The organism is Rhizobium sp. BK251, from assembly GCF_004345245.1.
Classification (GTDB): Bacteria; Pseudomonadota; Alphaproteobacteria; order Rhizobiales; family Rhizobiaceae; genus Rhizobium.
Map to the genome: position 1 here is coordinate 483,897 of NZ_SLUQ01000005.1, position 24,604 is coordinate 508,500.

24 protein-coding genes are annotated in these 24,604 nt (G+C 61.9%); 14 read left to right on the forward strand and 10 right to left on the reverse strand.

Annotated features, from left to right (window positions below; genetic code table 11):
- The first annotated feature begins 3 nt into the window (after positions 1 to 3).
- From EV286_RS15195 to EV286_RS15225, 7 genes are all read left to right on the forward strand, one after another.
- Positions 4 to 1,065 carry a PhoH family protein gene (locus EV286_RS15195; protein ID WP_132957971.1) on the forward strand — a complete coding sequence of 354 codons (1,062 nt, stop codon included), beginning with the start codon at positions 4 to 6 and terminating at the stop codon, positions 1,063 to 1,065.
- Between the two features lie 17 nt (positions 1,066 to 1,082).
- A complete protein-coding gene (gene ybeY / locus EV286_RS15200) occupies positions 1,083 to 1,589 on the forward strand; it encodes an rRNA maturation RNase YbeY (RefSeq protein ID WP_132958073.1) in 507 nt (168 codons plus the stop codon).
- Between the two features lie 13 nt (positions 1,590 to 1,602).
- On the forward strand, positions 1,603 to 2,778 hold the full coding sequence (locus EV286_RS15205) for a hemolysin family protein (protein WP_132957972.1): 1,176 nt from the start codon (positions 1,603 to 1,605) through the stop codon (positions 2,776 to 2,778).
- A 133-nt stretch (positions 2,779 to 2,911) separates the two neighbouring features.
- A complete protein-coding gene (gene lnt, locus EV286_RS15210; RefSeq protein WP_132957973.1) occupies positions 2,912 to 4,501 on the forward strand; it encodes an apolipoprotein N-acyltransferase in 1,590 nt (529 codons plus the stop codon).
- A gap of 159 nt (positions 4,502 to 4,660) precedes the next feature.
- Positions 4,661 to 5,080, forward strand: a complete 420-nt coding sequence (locus tag EV286_RS15215) for a helix-turn-helix domain-containing protein (protein ID WP_132957974.1) — start codon at positions 4,661 to 4,663, stop codon at positions 5,078 to 5,080.
- Between the two features lie 176 nt (positions 5,081 to 5,256).
- Positions 5,257 to 6,510, forward strand: coding sequence for a methionine adenosyltransferase (metK, locus tag EV286_RS15220; protein ID WP_132957975.1), 1,254 nt, complete (start codon positions 5,257 to 5,259; stop codon positions 6,508 to 6,510).
- Positions 6,507 to 7,208 (forward strand): tRNA (guanosine(46)-N(7))-methyltransferase TrmB, encoded by a 702-nt coding sequence (locus tag EV286_RS15225; protein WP_132957976.1) that lies wholly within the window; start codon positions 6,507 to 6,509, stop codon positions 7,206 to 7,208. Before metK ends, EV286_RS15225 begins: the two co-directional genes overlap by 4 nt.
- A gap of 22 nt (positions 7,209 to 7,230) precedes the next feature.
- Here EV286_RS15225 and EV286_RS15230 read toward each other — a convergent pair whose 3' ends face one another.
- Together EV286_RS15230 and EV286_RS15235 are read right to left on the reverse strand one after the other, a co-directional pair.
- Positions 7,231 to 7,488, reverse strand: coding sequence for a DUF1150 family protein (locus EV286_RS15230; RefSeq protein WP_132957977.1), 258 nt, complete (start codon positions 7,486 to 7,488; stop codon positions 7,231 to 7,233).
- Between the two features lie 46 nt (positions 7,489 to 7,534).
- Entirely contained in the window at positions 7,535 to 7,966 is a 432-nt protein-coding gene (locus tag EV286_RS15235; protein ID WP_132958074.1) for an Hsp20 family protein, read from the reverse strand.
- Between the two features lie 231 nt (positions 7,967 to 8,197).
- On the opposite strand from EV286_RS15235, the gene EV286_RS15240 reads away from it, so the two are divergent.
- Positions 8,198 to 9,142: a nucleoside hydrolase gene (locus tag EV286_RS15240; RefSeq protein WP_132957978.1), complete on the forward strand. Its 945-nt coding sequence runs from the start codon at positions 8,198 to 8,200 to the stop codon at positions 9,140 to 9,142.
- Between the two features lie 80 nt (positions 9,143 to 9,222).
- On the opposite strand, the gene EV286_RS15245 is transcribed toward EV286_RS15240, so the two are convergent.
- The 3 genes from EV286_RS15245 to EV286_RS15255 form a co-directional block, all read right to left on the reverse strand.
- Positions 9,223 to 11,547, reverse strand: coding sequence for a methyl-accepting chemotaxis protein (locus tag EV286_RS15245; RefSeq protein WP_132957979.1), 2,325 nt, complete (start codon positions 11,545 to 11,547; stop codon positions 9,223 to 9,225).
- 243 nt (positions 11,548 to 11,790) lie between these two features.
- On the reverse strand, positions 11,791 to 12,690 hold the full coding sequence (locus EV286_RS15250; RefSeq protein ID WP_132957980.1) for a ribokinase: 900 nt from the start codon (positions 12,688 to 12,690) through the stop codon (positions 11,791 to 11,793).
- Between the two features lie 52 nt (positions 12,691 to 12,742).
- Positions 12,743 to 13,969, reverse strand: coding sequence for a DNA recombination protein RmuC (locus EV286_RS15255; RefSeq protein WP_132957981.1), 1,227 nt, complete (start codon positions 13,967 to 13,969; stop codon positions 12,743 to 12,745).
- Between the two features lie 231 nt (positions 13,970 to 14,200).
- On the opposite strand from EV286_RS15255, the gene EV286_RS15260 reads away from it, so the two are divergent.
- The 4 genes from EV286_RS15260 to truA all read left to right on the forward strand — a co-directional run bounded on the left by EV286_RS15260 (position 14,201) and on the right by truA (position 18,152).
- A complete protein-coding gene (locus EV286_RS15260; protein ID WP_132957982.1) occupies positions 14,201 to 15,706 on the forward strand; it encodes a globin-coupled sensor protein in 1,506 nt (501 codons plus the stop codon).
- 80 nt (positions 15,707 to 15,786) lie between these two features.
- Complete coding sequence (def, locus tag EV286_RS15265) at positions 15,787 to 16,302, forward strand: peptide deformylase (RefSeq protein ID WP_132957983.1); 516 nt, start codon at positions 15,787 to 15,789, stop codon at positions 16,300 to 16,302.
- A gap of 111 nt (positions 16,303 to 16,413) precedes the next feature.
- Entirely contained in the window at positions 16,414 to 17,349 is a 936-nt protein-coding gene (gene fmt / locus EV286_RS15270) for a methionyl-tRNA formyltransferase (protein ID WP_132957984.1), read from the forward strand.
- Positions 17,349 to 18,152, forward strand: a complete 804-nt coding sequence (truA, locus tag EV286_RS15275) for a tRNA pseudouridine(38-40) synthase TruA (protein ID WP_132957985.1) — start codon at positions 17,349 to 17,351, stop codon at positions 18,150 to 18,152. The genes fmt and truA overlap by 1 nt, the downstream gene beginning before the upstream one ends.
- A 25-nt stretch (positions 18,153 to 18,177) precedes the next feature.
- Here the strand turns inward: truA and EV286_RS15280 are convergent, their stop codons facing one another.
- The 3 genes from EV286_RS15280 to dapD form a co-directional block, all read right to left on the reverse strand.
- Positions 18,178 to 18,774, reverse strand: coding sequence for a hypothetical protein (locus tag EV286_RS15280; protein WP_132957986.1), 597 nt, complete (start codon positions 18,772 to 18,774; stop codon positions 18,178 to 18,180).
- The gene (gene dapE / locus EV286_RS15285; protein WP_132957987.1) at positions 18,761 to 19,954 is read right to left on the reverse strand and encodes a succinyl-diaminopimelate desuccinylase; all 1,194 of its coding nucleotides are present in this window, start codon (positions 19,952 to 19,954) and stop codon (positions 18,761 to 18,763) included. The genes EV286_RS15280 and dapE overlap by 14 nt, the downstream gene beginning before the upstream one ends.
- Before the next feature lie 275 nt (positions 19,955 to 20,229).
- On the reverse strand, positions 20,230 to 21,090 hold the full coding sequence (gene dapD, locus EV286_RS15290) for a 2,3,4,5-tetrahydropyridine-2,6-dicarboxylate N-succinyltransferase (RefSeq protein WP_132957988.1): 861 nt from the start codon (positions 21,088 to 21,090) through the stop codon (positions 20,230 to 20,232).
- Positions 21,091 to 21,314: 224 nt separating this feature from the next.
- Between dapD and EV286_RS15295 the strand changes: the two genes are divergently transcribed.
- Positions 21,315 to 22,175, forward strand: a complete 861-nt coding sequence (locus EV286_RS15295; protein ID WP_132957989.1) for an LOG family protein — start codon at positions 21,315 to 21,317, stop codon at positions 22,173 to 22,175.
- A 111-nt stretch (positions 22,176 to 22,286) separates the two neighbouring features.
- On the opposite strand, the gene EV286_RS15300 is transcribed toward EV286_RS15295, so the two are convergent.
- Both EV286_RS15300 and EV286_RS15305 read right to left on the reverse strand, forming a co-directional pair.
- On the reverse strand, positions 22,287 to 22,886 hold the full coding sequence (locus EV286_RS15300) for an EF-hand domain-containing protein (RefSeq protein WP_132958075.1): 600 nt from the start codon (positions 22,884 to 22,886) through the stop codon (positions 22,287 to 22,289).
- Between the two features lie 112 nt (positions 22,887 to 22,998).
- Positions 22,999 to 23,706, reverse strand: a complete 708-nt coding sequence (locus EV286_RS15305; RefSeq protein WP_132957990.1) for a pyrimidine 5'-nucleotidase — start codon at positions 23,704 to 23,706, stop codon at positions 22,999 to 23,001.
- 123 nt (positions 23,707 to 23,829) lie between these two features.
- Here EV286_RS15305 and EV286_RS15310 point away from each other — a divergent pair, with 123 nt between their 5' ends.
- Positions 23,830 to 24,603: an isocitrate lyase/phosphoenolpyruvate mutase family protein gene (locus EV286_RS15310; RefSeq protein ID WP_132957991.1), complete on the forward strand. Its 774-nt coding sequence runs from the start codon at positions 23,830 to 23,832 to the stop codon at positions 24,601 to 24,603.
- The last annotated feature ends 1 nt before the right edge of the window (position 24,604 follow it).

A 24,604-nucleotide genomic window follows, 5' to 3' on the forward strand; every position in this document is an offset into this window, starting at 1 on the left:
CGCTTGAACGGACAAGAATTGGTTTCTTCATCATCGCGCCAGCCACGCACCGCGAGCGACGCCAATCACTTCGTCTTGACCTTCGAGAACAACAGGTTCGCCAGCGAACTCTTCGGACAATTCGATCAGAATCTGAAGCTTCTGGAAGAGCGGCTCGGTATCGACGCGCGCGCCAGGGGCAATTCCGTGGTGATCAGCGGCGACGTTCTCGCAACCAATCAGGCGCGGCGTACGCTGGACTACCTCTATGACAAGCTCCAGAAAGGCGGAACGGTAGAGCGTTCCGACGTAGAAGGCGCGATCCGGATGGCGGTAGCCGCTGATGACCAGCTGACCCTGCCGACCATGGAAAGGAAGGCTAAGCTGACGATGGCGCAGATTTCGACCCGCAAGAAGACGATCATTGCCCGCACGCCGACCCAGGACGCCTATATGCGCGCGCTGGAGCGTTCCGAGCTCGTTCTGGGCGTGGGTCCCGCCGGCACCGGCAAGACCTATCTCGCGGTTGCCCATGCCGCCCAGCTTCTGGAACGCGGGGCCGTGGACAAGATCATCCTCTCTCGTCCGGCGGTCGAAGCGGGCGAGCGCCTGGGCTTCCTGCCCGGCGACATGAAGGAGAAGGTCGATCCCTATCTGCGCCCGCTCTACGACGCTCTCTATGACATGATGCCGGGCGACAAGGTGGAGCGCGCAATCACCGCGGGCGTCATCGAAATCGCGCCGCTCGCCTTCATGCGCGGCCGAACGCTGGCCAATGCGGCGGTCATCCTTGACGAGGCCCAGAACACCACTTCGATGCAGATGAAGATGTTCCTGACACGTCTCGGCGAGAATTCGCGGATGATCGTCACCGGCGACCCGAGCCAGATCGACCTGCCGCGCGGCGTCAAGTCGGGCCTCGTGGAGGCCCTGCAGCTGCTGAACAGTGTCGAAGGTATCTCGATCGTGCGTTTCAAGGATACGGACGTCGTTCGCCATCCGCTCGTCGCGCGTATCGTCCGGGCCTATGACGCAACTTACACATCGTCCGGCGACGGCGCCTCAGAGGATGGCCGGCAAGACTGATGCCGGCGCAGCACGAAATGCCCGAGATCGATATTCAGATCGCCGTGGAGGAGGGCGACTGGCCCTCCGAGGAGACGTTGCAGCCTCTGGCCGAGCGTGTGCTCGGCGCGGCGGCGCGTTACCTGCACGACAAACAGGGCCAGCCTTTCCAGAAGACGCCGTCGGAATTGTCCTTGGTGTTCACGGACGACGCCTCGATCCGCGAGATCAACGCCGAATGGCGCAATCTCGACAAACCGACCAACGTGCTTTCCTTTCCCGCATTCCCGCTGCAGCCGGGAAAGATGCCTGGTCCGATGCTCGGCGATATCGTGATCGCCAAGGAGACCGTCGAACGAGAGGCCGTAGAACTGGAGAAGCCTTTCGAGGCCCATCTTACCCATCTCATGGTCCACGGTTTCTTGCATCTTTTTGGCTATGACCATATGAATATATCGGAAGCCGAAATTATGGAGGGGTTGGAGACTCGCATTTTGGCGGTTCTCGGCCTATCTGACCCCTATGCGGGTCAAGACCCGGTATAACCAGACTGGAACCATGAACGACTTTTCATCACGACCGGCCGCTGAGGCCAAGGATGCCACTGAATCGGCTTCGTCCGACGAGGGTGGCAGTAGTAGCACCAGAAGTTCTGGCAAATCCCTTACATCCTTCTGGGCGCGTGCCGCCCGGATTCTGCGACCCTCTCAGGGTGCGCGGCTGAGAGAGGATCTCGCCGACGCGCTGATGACCAATTCGGCCGAGGACGATGCGTTTTCGCCGGATGAGAGGGCGATGCTCAATAATATCCTCCGCTTCCGCGAGGTGCGCGTCGAGGACGTGATGGTGCCCCGCGCAGACATAGAGGCGATCGACCAGAACCTGACGATAGGCGAACTGATGATCCTCTTCGAGGAATCCGGCCGCTCGCGCATGCCTGTCTATTGCGACACGCTCGACGACCCGCGAGGGATGGTCCATATCCGCGACCTGCTTTCCTATATTGCCAAGCAGGCCCGCAACAAGCGACGCAGCAGCGTCAAGGCCGCGCCGCCGCCGGCCGAGCAGGCGTCGGGGGAGAGGCCCGAGAAGGCTCCGCGCGTGCTGAAATCGAATTTCGATCTCTCGCGCGTCGACCTGCAGAAGACCGTCGTGGAGGCCGGCATCATCCGCAAGATCCTGTTCGTGCCGCCTTCCATGCTCGCTTCGGATCTCCTGCGTCGCATGCAGGTGAACCGCACCCAGATGGCTCTTGTCATCGACGAATACGGTGGAACCGACGGCCTGGCCTCGCATGAGGATATCGTCGAAATGGTTGTCGGTGAAATCGATGACGAACACGACGACGAAGAGGCCATGTTCAAGCAGGTGTCCGAGGACGTCTTCGTCGCCGATGCTCGCGTTGAACTCGAAGAAATTGCCGAGGCCATCGGGCCGGACTTCGACGTCAGCGAGCAGATTGACGATGTCGATACGCTCGGCGGCCTGATCTTCTCGGCGCTTGGACGCATACCGGTGCGCGGCGAGCTCGTGCAGGCATTGCCCGGCTTCGAGTTCCAGATTCTGGATGCCGATCCCCGCCGCATCAAGCGGGTGCGCATCACCCGCAAACGTCACCCCCTCCGCCGCAGGCCGACGCGAAGCGATGGCGAGGGCCTGCTCCCCGATCGCGAGGTGTCGCTGCAGGACATTCCCGCCGACGATGGCGGGGCAGGTCGCCCGGCGGCCAACTGATCATCTTTCGATGCTTCCCCAACGGCTGGAGGCGCAGGACAAAGTGCGCCTTTTTTGAAAGACTGCATATGGTTGATTCGCGGCGCGGCAGGGGCGCTGCAACCGAAGCGGTTCAGCGGAAGGGAGCGCGCGCATGGAATGGCTTGCGGACAGGGTCATCCTCGTCTGGGGTTTGAGGCGCGTCGCGTTGGCAATACTGGCTGGGGCCATTGGGGTTCTGGCCCTGCCGCCGTTCGGCTTCTTTGCCGCGATGTTCGTTTCCTTCACGCTGCTCGTGTGGCTGCTGGACGGTGCTGCGGCCTCGCCGGGAAGCGGCCTCTTTAGACGCCTGTGGCCCGCCTTCCTGACGGGCTGGTTGTTCGGCTTCGGCTATTTCGTCGCGGGGCTCTGGTGGCTCGGCCATGCTCTCATGATCGACGCGGAGGAGTTCGCCTGGGCGCTACCTTTCGCGATCTTCGGCCTTCCCGCATTCCTCGCCATATTCTACGGCCTTGCATGCGTCGTCGCGCGGCTGCTGTGGTCGGACGGCCTTGGCCGCATTGCCGCGCTCGCGGTCGGCTTTGGCGCGCTGGAGTGGTTGCGCAGCGTCGTGCTGACCGGCTTTCCATGGAATGCGGTGGGCTACGGCGCCATGCCGGTGCCGCTCATGATGCAGTCGGCCCATGTGATCGGCCTGGCGGGGGTGACGACACTAGCGGTCTTTGTCTTCGCCGCTCCGGCGCTCCTCGGAACGAAACAGGGGGCGAAGCTTGGCGTGAGCGTGGCTGCGCTGCTCTTTCTGGCGCATCTCGGCTATGGCGCCTACGCCCTCTATCTGACACCCGCACCACAACCTGCATCGGCCAAAGCGCCGGTCGTGAGGCTTGTGCAGCCGTCGATCGACCAGATGGAGAAGATGGACAGCGATGCAGATCGCGCGGCGATCTTCGAGCGGCATCTTCAGCTCAGCAAGGAGCCGCCCGCGAACGGAGCCAAGAGACCGGACATCATTGTCTGGCCGGAAACCTCCCTGCCTTTCATCCTCACCGAAAATCGCGATGCGCTCGCGCGAATCGCTGAGACGCTGGATGACGACCAGATCCTGATTACTGGCGCGGTGCGCGCCGAGGACATGGGTCCGGGCAACCCGCCGCGCTACTACAACTCCGTTTATGTCATCGACGGGCGAGGACAGATTGTCGCAGCCTCCGACAAGGTGCACCTCGTGCCCTTCGGCGAATATGTGCCCTTCGAGGACCTCCTCATGCAATTCGGCGTCCAGAACGTCGTGGAGATGCCGGGCGGTTTTTCGGCGGCGGCAAGCCGGTCTCTCCTCAACCTTCCGGATGGGCTGAAGCTCTACCCGCTCATCTGTTATGAGATCATATTCCCCGATGAGATGACTGGGGACATCGGCAACGCCAATGCCATACTCAACCTTACAAACGATGCCTGGTTCGGCTCCACTCCCGGCCCGTTCCAGCATTTTCAGCAGGCGCGGGTGAGGGCGGTCGAGACCGGGCTGCCCCTGATCAGGAGTGCCAACAGCGGAATTTCGGCCGTGGTTGATTCGCACGGACGCGTTGTCACGGGCCTTGGTCTCAACGATCAGGGCTTCATCGATGCACCTTTCGGGGGTGTCTCTGCACGGCCAGCAGGCAGCTGGATGCGGCAGATGTACTCTGGATTGTTGCTGGGTCTGCTGGCATTCGTTGCATTGTTTTCACGCATGGGTTTTATTTGACGGGCGAATTGACCAAAAACCCCTAAAAATGCATAGTGGTCCTGTTCGCAGTTCTTCACGTATGCTGTACTTGGGTAAACGCCACCTACAACGTGGCGTTACGGACGGATCACGGGCATGCCGGCTGCACAAGGACCGAAAATTAACTAGGGCACGACCATGATTGAAAACAAAAAGAAGCCGAACCCCATCGACATCCACGTCGGCAGCCGCATCCGCCTTCGCCGGACAATGTTAGGCATGAGCCAGGAAAAGCTGGGTGAGAGCCTCGGCATCACCTTCCAGCAGATTCAGAAGTACGAAAAGGGGACCAACCGCGTCGGCGCAAGCCGCCTCCAGAACATATCGAGCATTCTCAATGTGCCCGTATCGTTTTTCTTCGAGGATGCCCCCGGCGATCATTCCGCTGGTATGACGGGCATGGCCGAAGCTTCAAGTTCCAACTACGTGGTCGACTTCCTGTCGTCCTCCGAAGGGCTTCAGCTGAACCGTGCCTTCGTCAAGATTGCCGACGCGAAGGTGCGTCGTAAAGTTGTTGAGCTCGTGAAGGCTCTCGCAGCAGAGGCAGACGCAGACTAAGCCTTTTGAACGCATCTTGCCAAAAAGCGGCCAAAATGGCCGCTTTTTTGTGTCTAGCGCAAAAAAATACTTTGAACCGCAAGATATAAAGATATATTTATATCCTTCTGCGGCTTGTTTTTTTGCCGGGAACTGAGTACCAACTTAAGAGCAGTCATTCTTTGAGGGGAATCCCGATGCGTGCCAATTATCTCTTCACCAGTGAGTCCGTTGCCGAAGGTCACCCGGATAAAGTCTGTGACCGAATTTCCGATGAAATCGTTGATCTGGTCTACCGGGAAGCCGCCAAGAACGGCATCAATCCCTGGGGTGTACGCATCGCCTGCGAAACGCTGGCGACCACGAACCGCGTCGTCATCGCGGGTGAGGTTCGCCTGCCGCCGAGCCTCATGAAGAAGGACAAGGACGGAAACGACGTCATCAACCCGTCGAAGTTCAAGGCTGCGGCCCGCCGCGCCATCAAGGACATCGGCTACGAGCAGGACGGCTTCCACTGGAAGAAGGCGAAGATCGACGTTCTCCTGCATTCGCAGTCGGCCGATATCGCGCAGGGCGTCGACAGCGCCGCCGACCAGCAGGGTGACGAGGGTGCGGGCGACCAGGGCATCATGTTCGGCTATGCTTGCCGCGAGACGCCGGATCTCATGCCGGCACCGATCTACTACTCCCACAAGATCCTGCAGCTTCTGGCTGCTGCCCGTAAGAAGGGCGATGGCGATGTCGCAAAGCTCGGCCCCGATGCCAAGAGCCAGGTGACGGTACGCTATGTCGACGGCAAGCCGTCGGAAGTCACCTCGATCGTTCTTTCCACTCAGCACCTCGACGACAGCTGGGACTCTGCGAAGGTTCGCGCCGTCGTAGAACCCTATATCCTCGAAGCGCTGGGCGATCTCAAGGTCGCCAGCGATTGCAAGTGGTACATCAACCCCACCGGCAAGTTCGTCATCGGCGGTCCGGATGGTGATGCGGGCCTGACCGGCCGCAAGATCATCGTCGACACCTACGGTGGTGCGGCTCCGCACGGCGGCGGTGCATTCTCCGGCAAGGACACGACCAAGGTCGACCGTTCGGCTGCCTACGCCGCGCGTTACCTTGCAAAGAACGTTGTTGCCGCCAGCCTTGCCGACCGTTGCACGATCCAGCTCTCCTACGCCATCGGCGTCGCACAGCCGCTTTCGATCTATGTCGACCTGCATGGCACCGGCAAGGGCGTGAGCGAGGACGAAGTCGAAGCGGCGATCCGTAAGAACATGGATCTTTCGCCGACCGGCATTCGCCGCCACCTCGACCTGAACAAGCCGATCTACGCCAAGACCTCCGCCTATGGCCACTTCGGCCGCAAGGCCGGCCGTGACGGGTCGTTCTCCTGGGAGCGGACGGACCTCGTGAAGGCCCTCAGGGAAGCAGTGAAGACCCGGGAAGCCGCATGATCGAGGCGGAACGCCGCAGCCGGGCGACCGAGGCATTCTTCGGTCGCCGCAAGGGAAAAGCCTTGCGGACCCAGCAAGCGGAAAAGCTGAAGACGCTTCTGCCGGCGTTTCTGATCGATCTGACGACGCCGTCACCGCAGCCTCTGGATGTTCTCTTTCCGGTTCCGGTTAGGCGTTTGCGCCTGGAAATCGGTTTCGGGGGCGGTGAGCATCTGATCAGTCGAGCTCTGGAAGATCCGACGACCGGCTTCATCGGCGTCGAGCCCTTCATCAATTCCATGCAGAAGCTTCTGGCGCGCGTCGACGAGACGGGCGCCCATAATGTGCGCGTCTATAACGACGATGCGACGCAATTGCTTGACTGGTTGCCGAATAGCTGTCTCGACCAGATCGACCTGCTCTATCCCGATCCCTGGCCGAAGCGGAAGCACTGGAAGCGCCGCTTCGTGTCGAAGGTCAATCTTGACCGGTTCCACAGGGTGTTGAAGCCGGAGGGCCTTTTCTGCTTCGCCTCCGACATCGATACCTACGTGGATTGGACGCTGATCGCCTGCCGCGACCACGGTGGCTTCGAATGGACGGCAGAGAATGCGGCTGACTGGATCCAGCCCTTCGCAGGTTGGCCGAGCACGCGCTACGAGGCCAAGGCGAAGCGGGAGGGCCGGTCCTCCGCCTATCTCACCTTCCGGCGGGTCTAGCCGCCGGTACATCTTCCACGGGTCAGTGCAGGCTGACGGTCTTCAGCTCGTCTTCGGCAGCCTTGTAGAAGGTGCTCGAGCGATTGTCCGTCAACAGGATCGGCGTGCCATCGGCGCCGAAGAGTGCCCAGAGGTCGACATTGGGATCGATGTCCGGTGCCTCCGGAAAACACCTGGAGACCTCGTCCGACCTAATTTTACGGATATAGGCGACCTCACCATTGCCGAGATGAGCAAGCTCGGATTCGCTGAGGCGCGCAGTGGCTTCTTTCATTAGCATTCCCGTTCCTCCAGCATGGGGGACCAACGACGCATGCGCCGCTGTCCTACTGTGAGACCGAAATGTTAATTTTCTTCACCATGCGGTCAGGTTCGGGCCTGACAAGATCCACGGAAAGAAGCCCATTCTTGAGACTCGCGCCGAGAACCTGGATTCCCTCGGCAAGGACGAACATTCGTTGGAATTGGCGCGCGGCGATGCCGCGATAGAGGTAGTCGCGCTGGCCCTGGTCCACCTGCCGGCCCCGGATAACGAGTTGGTTCTCCTCGGTCGAGACATCAAGCTCGTCCTCGGAAAAGCCCGCCACGGCCAACGTGATGCGTAGACGCTCCGGGGCATTCGAGGTGCGGTCGGCGGCAATGCGTTCGATATTGTAGGGGGGATATCCGTCGCTCGCCTTGGAAATGCGCTCAAGCGTCTTTTCCATTGCGTCGAAGCCCAGAAGTAGTGGGCTGGCGAAAGGCGTAATCCGGCTCATGTCATCAAGTCCTTGATCCAAGCGACCCTCCCGGACCTGACGTTCAGCATCCGGATATGCGTAATATGGGATGTGCTGCCATCCAGTGCAAGGACGGGGACGCCGGCGCTTCGGCCCAGGCTCGGAGAAGGGGTACGCTGCCGCCCGGCAAGCACCCAGCGATTGCTTGACAAAGACCGCCCCGCCCTTATCAGTTCGTCGCGAACCAGTGGGAGCATGAGACGAACCGAGATGACCGCGCCTAGAAAGATAATAATCGACACCGACCCCGGACAGGATGATGCGGCCGCGATCATGCTCGCCTTCGGCAGCCCTGCCGAGCTCGAGCTTCTCGGCATCACGACCGTTGCAGGCAACGTGCCGCTGACCCTGACCAGCCGCAATGCGCGCATCATCTGCGAGCTGTGCGACCGACGGGACGTAAGGGTGTTCGCGGGCGCCGACAAGCCGGTCGCCCGCAAGCTCGTGACCGCCGAGCACGTGCACGGCAAGACCGGGCTCGACGGCCCGACGCTGGACGAGCCGGTGATGCCGCTGCAAACTCAGCACGCCGTGGATTTCATCATAGATACCCTGCGCTCCGAGGCAGCGGGCACCGTCACTCTCTGCACGCTCGGACCGCTGACAAACGTCGCCCTGGCCTTCCAGAAGGCTCCCGACATCATTCCGCGCGTTGCCGAACTCGTCATGATGGGTGGTGGTTTCTTCGAGGGCGGCAACATCACGCCGGCTGCGGAGTTCAACATCTATGTGGATCCGGAAGCGGCCGAGGTGATCTTCGGTTCCGGCGTTCCGATCGTCATGATGCCGCTCGACGTGACCCATCGATTGCTTGCGAGCAAGGATCGTCTCCGGCGCATGGCCGCGATCGGAACGGCGCCCGCAAAGGCGATGGTCGAGATGTTGGAGTTCTTCGAGCGTTTCGACGTGGAAAAATATGGGTCCGATGGCGGCCCGCTGCACGATCCCACGGTTGTTGCCTACCTGCTGAAGCCGGAGCTCTTTCAGGGCCGCCATTGCAACGTCGAGATCGAGACGAAATCGGAACTTACAGTTGGTATGACAGTCGTCGACTGGTGGCATGTGACGAGCCGCAAGCGCAATGCGACCGTCATGCGCTTCGTCGATGCCGATGGCTTCTTCGATCTGCTGATTGAGCGCTTCGCGCGAATCTGAAGCTGGCACGAAAATGAAAAGAGCCGCCGGTGTGATCGCCGGCGGCTCTTTCTGTTCGTCTGTCTGCGGCTTCCGGAGGCTTAGAACTCCTCCCAGTTTTCCTGGGCGATCGCGGCGGCACCGTGCGTCTGCGGACGACGTACCGCCGGGCGGGCTGTTGCCGGTGCCTTTTGCGGCGCGCGCATCTGCTGCGCGGTTGCTCTTAGCGCCGCGGCATTGTCCTGGCCGGAGACACGGAACCTTGCGACGAGAGCCTTCAGCGCCAGCGCTTCGTCGTTCAACGCCACGCTCGCCGCCGTCGTTTCCTCAACCATGGCGGCGTTCTGCTGCGTCACCTGGTCCATCTGGTTCATGGCGGAGTTGATCTCCTTGAGCCCGATGGCCTGCTCGCTGGCAGATGCGGAGATCTGGCGGATCAGGCCGTTGATGCCCATCACCTGTTCGGCGATCTTGTGCAGCGTGCCGCCGGCACGACCAACGAGATCGACACCTTCCTTCACCTGTCCGGCCGACGTGTTGATCAGCGTCTTGATCTCCTTTGCGGCATTGGCCGAACGCTGCGCCAGCTCGCGGACTTCCTGGGCGACCACGGCGAACCCCTTGCCGGCCTCGCCGGCACGGGCGGCTTCGACGCCGGCATTGAGCGCCAGAAGGTTCGTCTGGAAGGCGATCTCATCGATGACGCCGATGATGCGGGAGATCTCGCGCGAAGACTGCTCGATGCCGTGCATGGAGGTGATAGCCTTCTGCACGACCTCGCCGGATCGTTCGGCATCCTCGCAGGCGAGGTTGACGCTGTCGGCGGCTGTGCGGGCATTGTCGGCACTGGAATTCACCTGGGCCGTGAGTTCGTTCAGCGCCGCGGCGGTTTCTTCGAGGCTCGCAGCCTGCTGCTCGGTACGACGCGCGAGATCCGAGGCGCCGTTGCTGATCTCACCGGTGCCGTTGCCGATGTTGGTGATGTTCATGTTGATCGTGCTGATCGTTTCCTCGAGGCTCGAAAGCGCCGCGTTGAAGTCCTGCTTCAGCTTGGCGTATTCGCCGGGGAATTCCTCGACGATGCGGTGGCTGAGATTGCCCTGCGAAAGCGCGGAGAGCCCGTTTCCTACGATCGAGACGATGTGGCGCTGCAGGCTGACCGATTCCTGGCGCTCCACCTCGGAGCGGCTTCGCTCGGATTCGGCGGCATGACGCTGCTCGGTGGCCTCCGTTTCGAGGCGACGTGCATCGGCAAGTCCGAAGCGGAACCCTTCCAGGGCCTTGGCGACCGAACCGATCTCGTCGGCGCGGCTCTGGCCGTCGACCGGTTCGGAATAGTTGCCGGCACTCAAAGTATTCACGCTGGCGATGAGCCCGCCGAGCGGCTTTTGGACGAAGTAGCGCACTGCGAAATAGAGCGCCAGCATGACGGCGCCGAGAACGATCAAGCCGTCGATGATCATCATGAAGGTCTGTTCGCGGACGGGTGCACTGATCGCGCTGTGCGGCACGTCGACGAGCACGACCCAGGTGGCGTTCAGGTCCGGCACGGCGAAAGGATAGACGACCCGGTCGAAGGGTTCGTCGGTGTCCGCACCCAGGTCCTGGATGATGCCCGGCGTTGCCGAAGAAAGACCTGCCTTCACCGTGTCGAGGCCTGCTCCTTCATAGTCCTTCATCAGCATGTCGGGGGTCGGCGCAACCAGCCATTTGCCGCCCTGGGACAGCAGCATGACGCGTCCTGTCCCGAAGGGGCGAAGCTTCTGCAGGCGATCGGAGAGCGAGGCGAGGGAGATGTCGACGCCCGTCACGCCGATGAACTTGTCGCCCGACATTACCGGATAGGCAATCGAGCTCATCGTTGTCGGAATGTCGGTGCCTTCCGCCATGTAGGGGGCCGTGATCGCACCCTTGCGGCTATCTGCGGCAAGCTTCCACCACTCGGCCGCATAGTCGTTGTCGAAGGTCGAGAACTGAATGCCGCCATCCTTGGTCTTGGACCAGTAAGGCGTGAAGGCGCCCTTGTCGTTGACGCCCTCGTCCTTGTTGCCGGCAAGCTCGGTGGTCTTGCCATCAAGTGCGCCGAGTTGCTCGCAGAACCAGCTGCCGAACGCGAAAGCGTTCTTCTCGACGTTCGCCTTGAGGATATTGATCATGCCCTTGCGGTCGAAGGTAGCGCCTTCGTGGCCGCGCCCAAGGATGCCTGACATGGAGCGGGCCGCGCTCGCGAGCTCGCCGATGTTGGCAGCGATCTCGTTTGCGATCGCCTTGGCTTCTATGTCCGCCTGATCCATGGTCAGGGTCTGCACGCGATTTCTTGTTTCGGAGATCAGAAGCGCGTTCGACACGAGCAGGACGAGCGCAATGGCAAGCCCCGTCACGACGATCAGCTTGGCCGCCAACGACTTCATTCGAAAAATGGACATGAATTCCTCGGAAAAGGAATGCATCGGATGGACATTATCCGACCGCAGGGCAATGGACGGGCACCCCCTCATGGAGCCGCCGGGGCGTTGCATGGGGCGCAAGGAAAGCGGCCCGATGGACGGCCGCAGAATGGCGACAAATCTTTTAAATTTGACTAAAGGCGCATGTGCGAAAACAGTCAAAATCGCCGCCGCCCGCAGCATCGGTCGCCAGCTTTGCCGAAGGCGCTAAGTCACGACAAATTATAACGATTTTGCGACGTCGTTGCCCCACGGAATCGCGGGCTGGGCGCCCGGGGTGAGGCAGGCGAGGGAGCCTGCGACGGCCGCCCTGCGCAGAGCCTCCTCGAAGTCCAGGCCCTGGTCCAGGCTCGCAGCGAAATAGCCGCAGAAAGTGTCGCCCGCACCCACCGTGTCGACCGGCTCGATGACCAGGCCCTTGGCGCGAAAAAGCTCGCCGTCGCGGATCGCGATCACGCCGTCGGCGCCGAGGGTGACGATCAGTATCTGGCCGGTTTCCGAATGGAGGCGCAGCAGTGAATTTTCCCGCTCCTTCGCGTTCATGCTGTTGCGCCCGGCAAGCCGCTCGAATTCCGTTTCGTTCGCGATGACGATGTCGGCGAGCCGGCCAAGTCGCGGAGCATCGGGGATGAGCGGCGCGAGGTTGAGGATGGTCGTGACCCCCTTGGCGCGGGCGGCAGACAGCGCTGCCTCGACGGCGACGGCAGGGATTTCCAGCTGCAGCATCATGATGTCGCCGGCGCGCATCGTCCGCACGGCGTCTTCGGCATCTTCGGCCGTCACCTCGCCATTGGCGCCCGGAACGACGACGATCATGTTCTCGCCGTCGCCACCGACAAGAATAAGGGCGGTCCCGGTCGCTGCCTCGACGCGCTTGACGCCGGAAAGATCGGTGCCGGCCTCGCCGAGAAGCGCGACCGCCGGCTCGGCAAAGCCATCATTGCCGAATGCGCCGGTCATGGCCACTTTCGAGCCGGCTCGACGTGCCGCAAGCGCCTGGTTTGCGCCCTTGCCACCAGCCGCGGTCGAAAAATTGTTTCCGGCGATCGTTTCCCCCGGTTCCGGCAGCCGCTCGGCCGTCGCGATGAGATCCATGTTGATGGAGCCGAAAACTGTAATCATCTGGCGGTCCCGTCCCTTTTTGCTTCGTTTTGACGGACACTGCCCGAAGCGCTCAGTCCTCGTCAACCACTCTCAGCTTGAGCATGCCCGTGCGGCTTTCAACCGACTTTGTGGCCGGTGCCTCGCTTTCCGCGGCAGCCGCGCTCTCGCCCTTGCCATCGAACTCAAGCGCCTCTATCCGCGCGCCGCGCCGCGTCAGCTTATCTGCCGACGTGACGATCATGTCGACATCCTTCTGCGCCATGGCGAAGTGGCCCTGCAGCTTGCGCACCCGCTCGTCGAGCCTCGCGAGGTCATCCATCAGATGTGCGACCTCTCCCTGGATGAGGTGCGCCTGCTCGCGCATCCGCTGGTCCTTCAGCACGGCCTGCATGACCTGGATGGAGAGCATCAGCAGCGAAGGCGAAACGATGACGACCCGCGAGCGATGGCCCCTCTGGACGACTGCTTCGAAATTCTCATGGATTTCTGCAAAGACCGACTCGGAGGGAACGAAGAGAAAGGCCGTATCCTGCGTCTCTCCCTGGAGAAGGTATTTCTCGGCGATGTCGCGTATATGCACGTCCATGTCCCGCCGGAACTGCTGCTGCGCGGCTTTTGCCGCCTCCGGGCTCGGCGCGGCGCGGATCGCATTCCACGCCTCGAGCGGAAATTTCGCATCGATCACGAGGGGAGGTGCGCCGTTCGGCATCCGGATCGTGCAATCGGGCCGCATCCCGTTCGAAAGGACCGGCTGAAACGCGTAGGCTCCGTGCGGCAGGCCGTCGGCAACGATCGTCTCCATGCGTGCCTGGCCGAAAGCGCCGCGCGTCTGCTTGTTGGAAAGGATGGCCTGCAGGCCGACGACATCTTTTGCCAGTGACTGGATGTTGTTTTGCGCGGCGTCGATCACCGCCAGCCTTTCCTGCAGCTTTCGCAGGTTCTCGTGTGTCGACTTCGTCTGGTCGTTGATCGTGCTGGCGACGCGCTGCGACATTCCGTCCAGCCGCTGGTTGACGGCATGGTTGAATTCGGCCTGCCTCGATCCGAAAACCTCGGCGATTGTCGCGAGTCTCCCCTGCATTTCCGCCTGGAGGCGCAGGAGCTCTGCCATGCGCTTTTCCGTCTCCATGGTCTGCAGCGCTGCTTCGGCCAACGCCCGGCGTTGAAGTGCACGGCTGCGTAGGGCGGCAATCAAGATGAAGACGACGACGATGCCGATAGCGGCGAGGCCCGGCGCGCCGCCGGGAAAGGTCTGGGTGAGGGAAAGAAACGATGCATAGGGATTCGCAGCAGCCATGCCGCCGAACATAACAGAACTTCGCGCGATATCCAGATCAAAACGAGAACAAGCATGCGGCCGCGGGTGGCCTGCTCATCGGTGAAGCAGCGGTATCTAAACGAGAATTAGCGCCGGGCGATTAACCAATGATCAATCATATTCGCTGAAAGCTGGGCCATCCCACAGCAGGGCGAGCCGTTCCGGCCCAGCCATCTTCCCACCGCCCGATGACCGTCAGGACAAATCGATATGAAGTCTGAGAATTTCGACAATGCTCTCAAGGAACGTCTGGATTTCATTGAAATCGATGATGAGGCCCGCCGTACTCTTCGCGAGATGCGCCCCACGCTGACCGGGCTCATTGGCGGTGCGTTGGACAAGTTCTATGCCAAGATTTCGAAGACGTCGTCGGTTGCTTCCTTCTTCCGCGACAAGACGCACATGGGCGGCGCCAAGTCGCGCCAGGAGCAGCACTGGAGCAACCTGGCGAGCGGCAATTTCGACAGTTCCTATGTCGCCGGCGTGACCGCGGTCGGCAAGGCCCATGCGCGCATCGGCCTGGAGCCGCGCTGGTATATCGGCGGATATGCGCTGCTGATGTCGGAGCTGATCGCCGGTATACTGGAAAAGCATTGGCCGTTCGTTTTCGGCCGGCAGCATGCGAAGGCGCTCTCCGTGAAACTGACGGCGATCGTCAAGGCTGCCATGCTGGACATGGATTATTCCATTTCCGTCTATCTGGATGCCCTTGAGGGCGAGCGTCGCAAGCTCGAAGAAGAGCGTGCACGCGCGGAGGCGGACCAGGCGACGGCGCTCGAACACCTGCGGCAGGCGCTGGAGGGGCTGTCGAGGGGCGATCTTGAATCGACCCTGCCGTCTGACCTGCCGGGCAATTTCCGCCAGATGTCAGACGACTACAACCGGGCGATAGGCGCTCTCCGCAGTTCCTTCGGCTCGGTAAGCAAGAGCTCTGGCGAGATCATGGGCGGCACCGAGGCAATTTCGCAGGCGACCGACGAGCTTGCGATGCGCACCGCGCAGCAGGCCGCAGGCGTCGAGCAGAGTTCGGCCGCGCTCCAGCAACTTTCGGTCAGCGTCGGCCAGACGGCGGCCAATGCCGAAAAGGCCTCGCAGGCAGTTCGCGAAACGCAACAGAAGGCGCAAAGCTCCGGCGCGCTGGTCACCAGTGCCGTATCGGCGATGGCCGAGATCGAGAAGTCGTCGACCGAGATCTACAAGATCATTGGTGTCATCGACGAGATTGCCTTCCAGACGAACCTGCTGGCGCTGAATGCGGGTGTCGAGGCAGCTCGCGCCGGCGAGGCCGGCAAGGGCTTCGCGGTGGTTGCCCAGGAGGTTCGCCAGCTTGCGCAGCGTAGCGCCGACGCAGCCAAGGAGATCAAGACCCACATCTCGCGCAGCTCGACCCAGGTCAATGAAGGCGTCAGCGTCGTCAGCAACACCGGCGAGGCCTTGGGCGACATGATCCGCCGTATCGACGTGATCAACAGCTTCGTGGCCGACATCGCGCTTGCCGCCAAGGACCAGGCGGTCGGCGTCAACGAGGTGAGCGTCGCAATCCGCAACATGGATACGATCACGCAGCAGAATTCCGGCATGGTCGAGCGGTCGTCGGCCGAGACGCGCCGGCTGCGAGACGAGGCGGAGAATCTCGTCGACCTGCTGCGCAAGTTCAGGATGGGCATGGAGCCCGGCGCCAGAAACGCTGTACAGCCCAAGCGACGGGCCGCCTGAGCCGTCATCGCGCGAAAAAAATCGATCATGCGACCTTCTGATATTTCCATCACACATCAAGATGCGTTATGGGAAATCGCATGACCATCAAGCCTCTCATCATTTTGCCCGATCCGCTCCTGCGCCAGCTTTCCAAGCCGGTCGAGCGGGTCGATGCCGATATCCGGCGCCTTGCCGACGACATGCTCGAAACGATGTATGACGCGCCGGGCATCGGGCTCGCCGCCATTCAGATCGGCGTTCCGCGCCGCATGCTGGTAATCGACGTTTCCAAAGAGGGAGAGGAAAAGAAGCCTCTCGTCTTCATCAATCCAGAAATCGTCTCTTCTTCCGACGAACGCTCGGTCTACGAGGAAGGCTGCCTTTCGATCCCGGACTATTATGCCGAGGTCGAGCGCCCGGCCGCCGTGAGCGTGAAATATCTCGATCGCGATGGCAAGGAACAGACCGTCGAAGCCGACGGATTGCTCGCCACGTGCCTGCAGCACGAGATCGATCACCTGAACGGCGTGCTCTTCATCGATCATATTTCTCGGCTGAAGCGTGAGATGGTGATCAAGAAATTCACGAAGGCGGCCAAGGCCAAGGTGCTCTGAACAAGCCGGTTTGTACGGCCGGTTCCGAGCCGTTATCATGGCGTCGATGTCCAACGGAGGTCGGGGCCGCAGGCATTGCTTGCAAACCCAGGCCCCAGACGGCGAGATGAAATGTCCCTTCGCATCATTTTCATGGGTACCCCGGAATTCTCCGTCCCGACGCTTCGCTTGCTCGTCGATGCCGACCACACCATCCTCGCAGCCTATACGCAGCCGCCCCGTCCCGGCGGCCGGCGCGGTCTTGACCTGCAGAAATCGCCTGTGCACCAGGCGGCAGAGCTTCTGGGGCTGCCGGTCTTCACGCCCGTCAACTTCAAGGATCCGGAAGAGCGCCGGCGCTTCCGGGAGCTCGGGGCGGATGTCGCGGTGGTCGTTGCCTATGGCCTCCTCCTGCCCGAGGAAATCCTGACCGGTACGCGCTACGGCTGCTACAACGGTCATGCGTCGCTACTGCCGCGCTGGCGCGGAGCGGCTCCCATCCAGCGGGCGATCATGGCCGGCGACAGGAAGACCGGCATGATGGTCATGAAGATGGACAAGGGTCTCGACACTGGCCCGGTAGCGCTGACGCGCGAGGTCGAAATCGGCGAGACGATGACGGCCGGAGAGCTGCACGACAAGCTCATGCACGTCGGCGCCAAGGCGATGGCCGAAGCCATGGTCAAGCTCGAGATGGACGATTTGCCCCTTACCCCGCAGTCGGACGAGGGCGTCGTCTACGCAACGAAGATCGACAAGGCAGAGACGCGCATCGATTTTGCCAGGCCCGCGGTCGAGGTTCACAACCATATCTGCGGCCTGTCGCCCTTTCCGGGTGCATGGTTCGAGATGGAGATTGCCGGCAGGCCCGAGCGCGTGAAGGTTCTGGGCTCGGAGGCTGCGGACGGCTCGGGTTCGGTCGGCGAGGTCCTGGACGACATGCTCACTGTCGCCTGCGGCACGGGCGCCGTGCGGCTGACGAGGCTGCAGAAGGCGGGCGGCAAGCCTCTCGCGGTCGCTGATTTCCTGCGCGGCGTTCCGGTTGCGCGCGGCTCGAGGCTCGCCTAATGCCGCGTTACCGCATGACCGTCGAATATGACGGCACGTCCTATGTCGGCTGGCAGCGGCAGGAAAACGGTCCCTCGGTACAGGGCGCCATCGAAGCTGCGGTTCTGTCATTGACGGGCGAAACAGTCTCCATCCGCGGCGCCGGGCGCACCGATTCCGGCGTTCATGCGCTGGGGCAGGTGATCCATGCCGATCTTTCGAAGGAATGGTCGCCGTTCAAGCTGCAGAATGCGCTGAACGCGCATCTGAGGCTCGCTGGCCAGCAGGTGGCGATCATCGAGACCGAGACGGCGAGCGAGCATTTCGATGCGCGCTTCTCGGCGTTGAGACGGCACTACCTCTACCGCATCATATCGCGCCGCGCGCCGTTGGCGCTGGAGGCCGGCCGCGCCTGGTGGGTGGCCAAGGCGCTCGATCATGAGGTGATGCATGAGGCAGCTCAGGCGCTCGTCGGCAGGCACGACTTCTCGACCTTCCGCTCCGCCCACTGCCAGGCAAACAGCCCCGTCAGGACGCTCGACCGCCTCGACGTTACGCGCAGCGGCGAACTGATCGAAATTCGTGCCTCGGCGCAAAGCTTCCTTCACAATCAGATACGTTCCTTCGCCGGCACGCTGAAGCTTGCGGGCGAGGGCAAGTGGACCGTCGATGATGTGAAGGCCGCACTCGAGGCGAGGGACAGGAAGGCCTGCGGACCGGTCGCGCCGCCGGAGGGTCTCTATTTCATGCGCGTGGACTATCCGGCGGTAATCACCCCGCGCCGCGTCGACAACGTCACGGAGGATGACGGCGATCTCTCGTGACCGCTGTCACCTGTCGCGCTCGCGATCAGAGCGGTGAGAGGCCGAGGAAGCGCTGCAGCAAGTCAGAAAGCAGCATCGAGGGCACGATCAGCACCAGCGTGATCGCCCCGATCATGAGAGGCTGCGTGCCGCAGATCATGCGAAGAATGCGGGCGAGCGCGAAGATGAGCGCCATCATCACTGCAAGCCAGAGGATTGAAACCAATCCTGTCGCGCCGGGCGCAAAGGCGACGAGCGCGATCAGCAGCGCGTTGATATAGGCAAGCGGGACGCCGAGCCAGTTCACCGCGACCACGATCGGCGCAAAACGCTCCCCGATCCGGAAAGCGAGAAGCAGGAAGCCGGTGAAGATGAGCGGCACGAGCCAGTTTGCGGCTTCCACGAGCGCGAGCCGGAAGAAGAAGGCAAAGCCGATGGTCGTGTGCGGCGGCATAACCTGTAGATAGGCCTGGCGCCACCAGAGCCAGGAGATGCCGATCGGCGGCAGGCACCACACGATCGCCCAGAAGGAGCGCATGAGGCCGCGATCGGAAATGTCGAGATAGCTGAAGCCGCGGGCATCCAGTCGGATCAGCAGCCAGAGGCCCGCCAGGTAATACTGAACCTCCTTAAAGCTCGGCATTCGCAAACCAGCGTTCGATGAAGGCCTCGTAGATCGCCGTCAACGTTTCCAGATCGGCGAGGGCCACGCGCTCGTTGACCATGTGCATCGTCTGGCCCACGAGGCCGAATTCGACGACGGGGCAGTAGTCCTTGATGAAGCGGGCATCGGACGTCCCGCCCGTGGTGGAGAGCGTGGGCGCGCGCGTCGTCACGCTCTCGACGGCCGCGGAAAGTGAGGCGATGAGCGCGTTGTTGCGTGTCAGGAAGACATGGCTTGCCCGCGCTCCCCAGGCAACCTGATAGCGCACTGGCTGGCGGCCGGGCCGCAGGGCGCCTGCGGTGGCAGCCTGGTCGAGGCGGCGCAATATCTCGGCCTTCAGCGTCTCTTCCGTCCACGTGTCGTTGAAGCGGATATTGAAGCTGGCCGTCGCCTTTTCCGGGATGACGTTCACGGCCTTGTTGCCGACATCGATGGTCGTGACCTCGAGGTTCGATGGCTGGAAACTGTCGGTACCGTGGTCGAAAGGCGGGTCCATCAGCGCCTGCGTCAGTTGCAGGACGCCGCGGACCGGATTGTCGGCGAGGTGCGGGTAGGCCGCATGGCCCTGCACGCCCTGAACGGTGATCGTGCCGGAAAGCGACCCGCGCCGGCCGTTCTTGATCATGTCGCCAAGTTGGTCGGGGTTGGTTGGCTCGCCGACGAGGCAGGCGTCCCAACGCTCGCCCCGCTCCGCTGCCCACTGCAGCAGCTTGGACGTGCCGTTGATCGACGGGCCTTCCTCGTCGCCGGTTATGAGGAAGGAGACCGACCCTTTGGGCGCTCCATGCCGGGCGACATGGCGTGCGATCGCCGCGACGAAGCAGGCGATGCCGCCTTTCATGTCGACGGCGCCGCGTCCGAAAAGCTCGCCGTCCTCGATCACCGCTGCAAAGGGCGGATGGCGCCACGAGGCTTCGTCGCCGGCGGGCACGACGTCGGTGTGGCCGGCAAACATCAGGTGGGGGCCATCGTCGCCGAGCCGCGCGTAGAGGTTCTCGACGTCCGGCGTACCCGGCTCGGTCGCCGTCATCCGGTGCACTTCGAAGCCGAGAGGCGCAAGCATTGCTTCGAGCGCCACAAGTGCTCCGCCCTCCGCGGGCGTCACGGACGGGCAGCGAATCAGCGTCTGAAGATTGGCAACGGGATCGGTGGCGGTCATGGCGATCGAATTATCCGGCGGCGATGGCAAAGGAATGGCAACACAGAGAACTCTCGCTGCATAATTCCAGCCTTAGTTCGATTCCGACCTGAGGTTAAAATCACGCGGCAGATTCAAGGTTCTACAGCATCCTTTGCGCGTCATATTCGGCGCGCGGCGCTGCAGAGCCAGAAAGGCTCGCCGCTGGTTTAGCCGATCGGGCGGATGCTGTCACCCATCAATGGCTTGGGATCGGACGCTCCGCAGCGCGGAGCGTCCCTCCGGGATGGGTGTGCTCAGTCGCGCAGGAGTTCGTTGATGCCCGTCTTGGAGCGGGTCTTTTCGTCGACCCGCTTGACGATGACCGCGCAATAGAGATTCGGTGCCGGCTGGCCGTTGGCCATCGTAGCGTTGCCGCTCGGCATGGAACCGGCGACGACCACGGAATAGGGGGGTACTTCGCCATATGTCACTTCCCCGGTCGCGCGGTCGACGATCTTCGTCGACTTGCCGATAAAGACGCCCATGCCGAGCACCGAGCCTTCACGGACGATGCAGCCCTCGACGACCTCGGAGCGTGCACCGATGAAGCAATTGTCCTCGATGATGGTCGGACCGGCCTGCATGGGCTCGAGCACGCCGCCAATCCCGACCCCGCCCGAAAGATGCACGTTCCTGCCGATCTGTGCACAGGAGCCGACCGTTGCCCAGGTGTCCACCATCGTGCCTTCGCCCACATAGGCGCCGAGATTGACGAAGGAGGGCATCAGGATTGCGCCGGGCGCAATATAGGCCGAACGGCGCACGATGCAGTTCGGCACGGAGCGGAAGGCAGCCTTCTCGAATTCGGCCGGACCCCAGCCGTCAAACTTGGAAGGCACCTTGTCCCACCAGGAGGATTCGCCCGGGCCGCCCTTGATGGCCTCCATCGGATTGAGCCGGAAGGAAAGAAGAACTGCCTTCTTCAGCCACTGGTGGACGGTCCAGGCGCCGTCGGCGCCACGCGTCGCAACCCGCGCCTTGCCGCTGTCGAGAAGGAGAAGCGAAGCCTCGACCGCATCGCGGATCTCTCCGCGCGTCGCGGTGTTCACATTGTCACGATCCTCGAACGCAGCTTCGATGATCTTTTCGAGAGAGGCGAGGTCGGTGACGCTCATGAGAATTCCTTAAACTTCGATCTTTATCGTGGAGCGGGCGGAGATACCGGAATTGCGAAGGGTCCGGATGGTGTTCTGCTCTACAGCAACAGCCCGGAAAATGGAATGATTTTCGGATATGGTGAGGGCTTGGATTCACGGCCCCAATGATCCATATCCGCTTGCCTGACGTTGCATCACGGCAATCGGCGATGCAACGGGGCTCACGACTGAAAGGCATGGAAATGACGAAGGCGAGGAATGGCAGGCTGCGGCGCAAGGATGGAGTCTGGGACCCGCTGAAGAGCAGTTCTGCGGACAAGCAGCGCGCAGAGGCCGTGCCGAAGACGCCGCAATCGCTCTCCCCTTCCTATCGCCTTGCCTATGCGGACGAGGAGTTCCTTTGCCGCGAGGAACTGCGGCCGATCCGCCTCCAGCTCGAACTCCTGAAGCCCGAGATGATACTCACGGAGAGGGGCATCAAGTCCACGGTCGTGATGTTCGGCGGCGCGCGCATTCCCGCTCCCGGTGCCAGCGCCTGGGCCGCCCGCAACGACGTGCAGCGCGTGAACCTGGAGGCCGCGTCAGTCTATTACGAGGAGGCTCGTAAATTTGCGCGCCTCTGCTCGAAACACTCCGCCGGGTTCAACTTTCATGAATATGTCGTCGTCACGGGCGGTGGGCCCGGCGTCATGGAGGCAGGCAATCGCGGCGCGGCCGAGGAGGGTGCGCCCTCGATCGGCCTCAACATTGTCCTGCCGCACGAGCAGGCGCCCAATGCCTATGTCACCCCGGAGCTGAGCTTCAATTTCCATTATTTTGCGATCCGCAAGATGCATTTCATGGTCCGCGCGAAAGCGATCGCGGTATTCCCCGGCGGTTTCGGCACGCTCGACGAATTCTTCGAATGCCTGACACTGATCCAGACCGGCCGCATGGAGCGACTGCCGCTCATTCTCTTCGGCGAGAAGTTCTGGCGCGGCATCATCAATTTCCCCGCGCTTGCGGAGTTCGGCACGATTGCGCCCGAAGATATCGACCTGTTCAGCTTCGTCGATACGGCAGACGAGGCGTGGAAGATCATCGCCGATTTCTATGAGCTCTAGGCAATCCCGTGAAGAGCGGACCGGGAAACCGTGCCGTATTGCATCATTGAGGAAATAGACAGACAGAAATCCGCCGCATCCTGCGGCGGTTTCCGTTTCGTAAGGCTAGACTTACAGGAAGGGGTGATCGGGCATGTCGTCGATCGAGATGACGCCGTCCTTGTTCGTGTCCATGCGGTCGAAGAGCTTGTTCATCGCCGCTTCCGCCTCCTGCTTGCTGACCTGACCGTTCTCGTCGGTGTCCGCCCTGCGGATAATCATGCTGACGCGCATTGCGACGGCACGCTGCATCCAGCGCTCGCGGGCTTCGGCCCGTGCCGGCTGGGCGTTGCCCGACGCGGTGTCGCCATTTGCGCCCGGCTGCGCTCCGTTGTCGGATTGCGCCATGTTTTCATGCTGCTCACGGCGCATCTGCATCTGCGCTTCCAGGTAGTTTCGCAGTTCACCGGGAGTGACTGAGCCATCCTTGTTGGTGTCGACAACGTCGAACACCTTGTCGATACCCGCTTTCGCTTCGTCTCTCGTGATCTTGGAATCGTGATCCGTGTCGAATTGTTTCAGCATTCGCACGAAAATGATCTCGCGGACGAATTCGGCGCGGCGTCCGTGGTTGTCGTGCCAGTGACCGGGGGCGGCAAAGCCCGTCTCATATGACGCGCCGAGAAGCAGGGCGGCGGAAACTGTGGCCAGGAGGACTTTGTTGCGGTTCATCATGTTACCTTTCGTTTCCGGCGTCACGAAACGAAAGTTACGCCTGCTCGGACGAAACGGCCAATTAAACATCCGGGAGAAGAATGAAACTTTGGTAATCTGCTGCCTTCCGTCAGGCGGTCAGGCCGCTCAGGAAGCTCGTCAGATCGTCACTGATGAAGTCGATGTGGTCGTCGTCGTCACCCACCCGTTCCCACCATTCTGCAACTGTGTCCTCGAGATTCTGCGGAACGAGCAGCACCGTGCGCATGCCGAGAAGCTTTGGTACCTTGAGGTTGCGAGGCAGGTCCTCGAACATCGCTGCCTTCGCGGTATCGAGGCGGTTGAGGGCGGTGAACTTGTCGTAGGTGGCGGCCGCCGGCTTCGGAACGAAATCGGCCGCGACGATATCGAAGATGTCGTCGAAATGATCGAGAATGCCGAGTGCGCGCGCCGTCATCTCGGCATGCCGTACGCTCCCGTTCGTGAAGATGAACTTGCGCCCCGGCAGCGATTTGATCGCGGCACCGAGATCCGGCTGCGGCATGAGCGCCGAGTAGTCGATGGCGTGCGCTTTTTCGAGGAAGTCGTTCGGATCGACCTTGTGATGGATCATCAGGCCCTGCAGCGTCGTCCCGTGATCGAGATAGTACTGCTTCTGCAGCTTGCGCGCCTCTTCCTTCTCGAGCTGCAGCAGCGTCGAGACATAGGACGTCATGTTTTTGTCGATCTGCGCAAAGAGGTTGATGCGATGCGGATAGAGGGTGTTGTCGAGATCGAAGACCCATTCGGTCACGTTCTCGAAGTCGGCCTTGGTCGGCGTGCGGTTCAACTGTGTCATGGCTGCCTTTATCGCACGCGCCGTATCCGATGAAAATCTGGAATGCAAACATTCCCGTTGCTTTATTGATGCGCTGGTCGCCGGCGTTTAAACCTTGGCACCGAGAGATGTGGAGGTGCCGCGATGAACCAGCAAGACAGAGCCAGGGCTTTCGACGAGCTACACCGGCAGGGCAGCCCGGTCGTGCTTTACAATATCTGGGACGCGGGAACGGCCAAGGCCGTTGCCGATGCCGGCGCCAAGGCGCTTGCAACCGGCAGCTGGTCGGTCGCTGCCGCCCACGGCTTCGGGGATGGCGAGAAGCTGCCGCTCGAAGCCCTGCTTGCAGCGGTGAAGGAAATCACGGCCGTGACGGACCTGCCGTTGTCGGTCGATTTCGAGGGTGCCTATGCCGTCGAGCCGAAGCATGCGGCCGAGAATGTCGCCAGGCTCATCGATGCCGGCGCCATCGGCATCAATTTCGAGGATCAGGTGGTTGGCGGCGACGGCCTTCATTCGACTGAGGCTCAGGCGGCCCGCATCCGGGCAATCCGCGACATGGCGGACGGACGCGGCATCCCCTTCTTCATCAATGCCCGGACCGACCTCTTCCTCCGGGAGGGAGACGATTCGAAGCATGCCGGCCTTGTCGACGCGGCAATCGAGCGCGGCAGGGCCTATGCCGCGGCCGGGGCCAGCGGCTTCTTCGTTCCCTGGGTGATCGACCCTGCTCTCATCGAAAAGATCTGCGCGGCATCTTCACTGCCGGTCAACGTCATGATGAGGCCCGGTGCTCCGGACATCAAGACGCTTGCAGGCCTGGGCGTGCGCCGCGTGAGCTACGGACCTGGGCCGTACCGGGTGATGATCGAGAAATTGAAGGAGGCAGCCGCGGCGGTCTTCGCCGCCGCGGGCTGAA

What these genes read in the sequence shown, in the direction of transcription:
- ybeY (WP_132958073.1), top strand. Translation starts at nt 1,083, where the DNA reads ATGCCCGAGATCGATATTCAGATCGCCGTGGAGGAGGGCGACTGGCCC.
- EV286_RS15205 (WP_132957972.1), top strand. Translation starts at nt 1,603, where the DNA reads ATGAACGACTTTTCATCACGACCGGCCGCTGAGGCCAAGGATGCCACT.
- lnt (WP_132957973.1), top strand. Translation starts at nt 2,912, where the DNA reads ATGGAATGGCTTGCGGACAGGGTCATCCTCGTCTGGGGTTTGAGGCGC.
- EV286_RS15215 (WP_132957974.1), top strand. Translation starts at nt 4,661, where the DNA reads ATGATTGAAAACAAAAAGAAGCCGAACCCCATCGACATCCACGTCGGC.
- metK (WP_132957975.1), top strand. Translation starts at nt 5,257, where the DNA reads ATGCGTGCCAATTATCTCTTCACCAGTGAGTCCGTTGCCGAAGGTCAC.
- EV286_RS15225 (WP_132957976.1), top strand. Translation starts at nt 6,507, where the DNA reads ATGATCGAGGCGGAACGCCGCAGCCGGGCGACCGAGGCATTCTTCGGT.
- EV286_RS15230 (WP_132957977.1), bottom strand. Translation starts at nt 7,488, where the DNA reads ATGCTAATGAAAGAAGCCACTGCGCGCCTCAGCGAATCCGAGCTTGCT.
- EV286_RS15235 (WP_132958074.1), bottom strand. Translation starts at nt 7,966, where the DNA reads ATGAGCCGGATTACGCCTTTCGCCAGCCCACTACTTCTGGGCTTCGAC.
- EV286_RS15240 (WP_132957978.1), top strand. Translation starts at nt 8,198, where the DNA reads ATGACCGCGCCTAGAAAGATAATAATCGACACCGACCCCGGACAGGAT.
- EV286_RS15245 (WP_132957979.1), bottom strand. Translation starts at nt 11,547, where the DNA reads ATGTCCATTTTTCGAATGAAGTCGTTGGCGGCCAAGCTGATCGTCGTG.
- EV286_RS15250 (WP_132957980.1), bottom strand. Translation starts at nt 12,690, where the DNA reads ATGATTACAGTTTTCGGCTCCATCAACATGGATCTCATCGCGACGGCC.
- EV286_RS15255 (WP_132957981.1), bottom strand. Translation starts at nt 13,969, where the DNA reads ATGGCTGCTGCGAATCCCTATGCATCGTTTCTTTCCCTCACCCAGACC.
- EV286_RS15260 (WP_132957982.1), top strand. Translation starts at nt 14,201, where the DNA reads ATGAAGTCTGAGAATTTCGACAATGCTCTCAAGGAACGTCTGGATTTC.
- def (WP_132957983.1), top strand. Translation starts at nt 15,787, where the DNA reads ATGACCATCAAGCCTCTCATCATTTTGCCCGATCCGCTCCTGCGCCAG.
- fmt (WP_132957984.1), top strand. Translation starts at nt 16,414, where the DNA reads ATGTCCCTTCGCATCATTTTCATGGGTACCCCGGAATTCTCCGTCCCG.
- truA (WP_132957985.1), top strand. Translation starts at nt 17,349, where the DNA reads ATGCCGCGTTACCGCATGACCGTCGAATATGACGGCACGTCCTATGTC.
- EV286_RS15280 (WP_132957986.1), bottom strand. Translation starts at nt 18,774, where the DNA reads ATGCCGAGCTTTAAGGAGGTTCAGTATTACCTGGCGGGCCTCTGGCTG.
- dapE (WP_132957987.1), bottom strand. Translation starts at nt 19,954, where the DNA reads ATGACCGCCACCGATCCCGTTGCCAATCTTCAGACGCTGATTCGCTGC.
- dapD (WP_132957988.1), bottom strand. Translation starts at nt 21,090, where the DNA reads ATGAGCGTCACCGACCTCGCCTCTCTCGAAAAGATCATCGAAGCTGCG.
- EV286_RS15295 (WP_132957989.1), top strand. Translation starts at nt 21,315, where the DNA reads ATGACGAAGGCGAGGAATGGCAGGCTGCGGCGCAAGGATGGAGTCTGG.
- EV286_RS15300 (WP_132958075.1), bottom strand. Translation starts at nt 22,886, where the DNA reads ATGAACCGCAACAAAGTCCTCCTGGCCACAGTTTCCGCCGCCCTGCTT.
- EV286_RS15305 (WP_132957990.1), bottom strand. Translation starts at nt 23,706, where the DNA reads ATGACACAGTTGAACCGCACGCCGACCAAGGCCGACTTCGAGAACGTG.
- EV286_RS15310 (WP_132957991.1), top strand. Translation starts at nt 23,830, where the DNA reads ATGAACCAGCAAGACAGAGCCAGGGCTTTCGACGAGCTACACCGGCAG.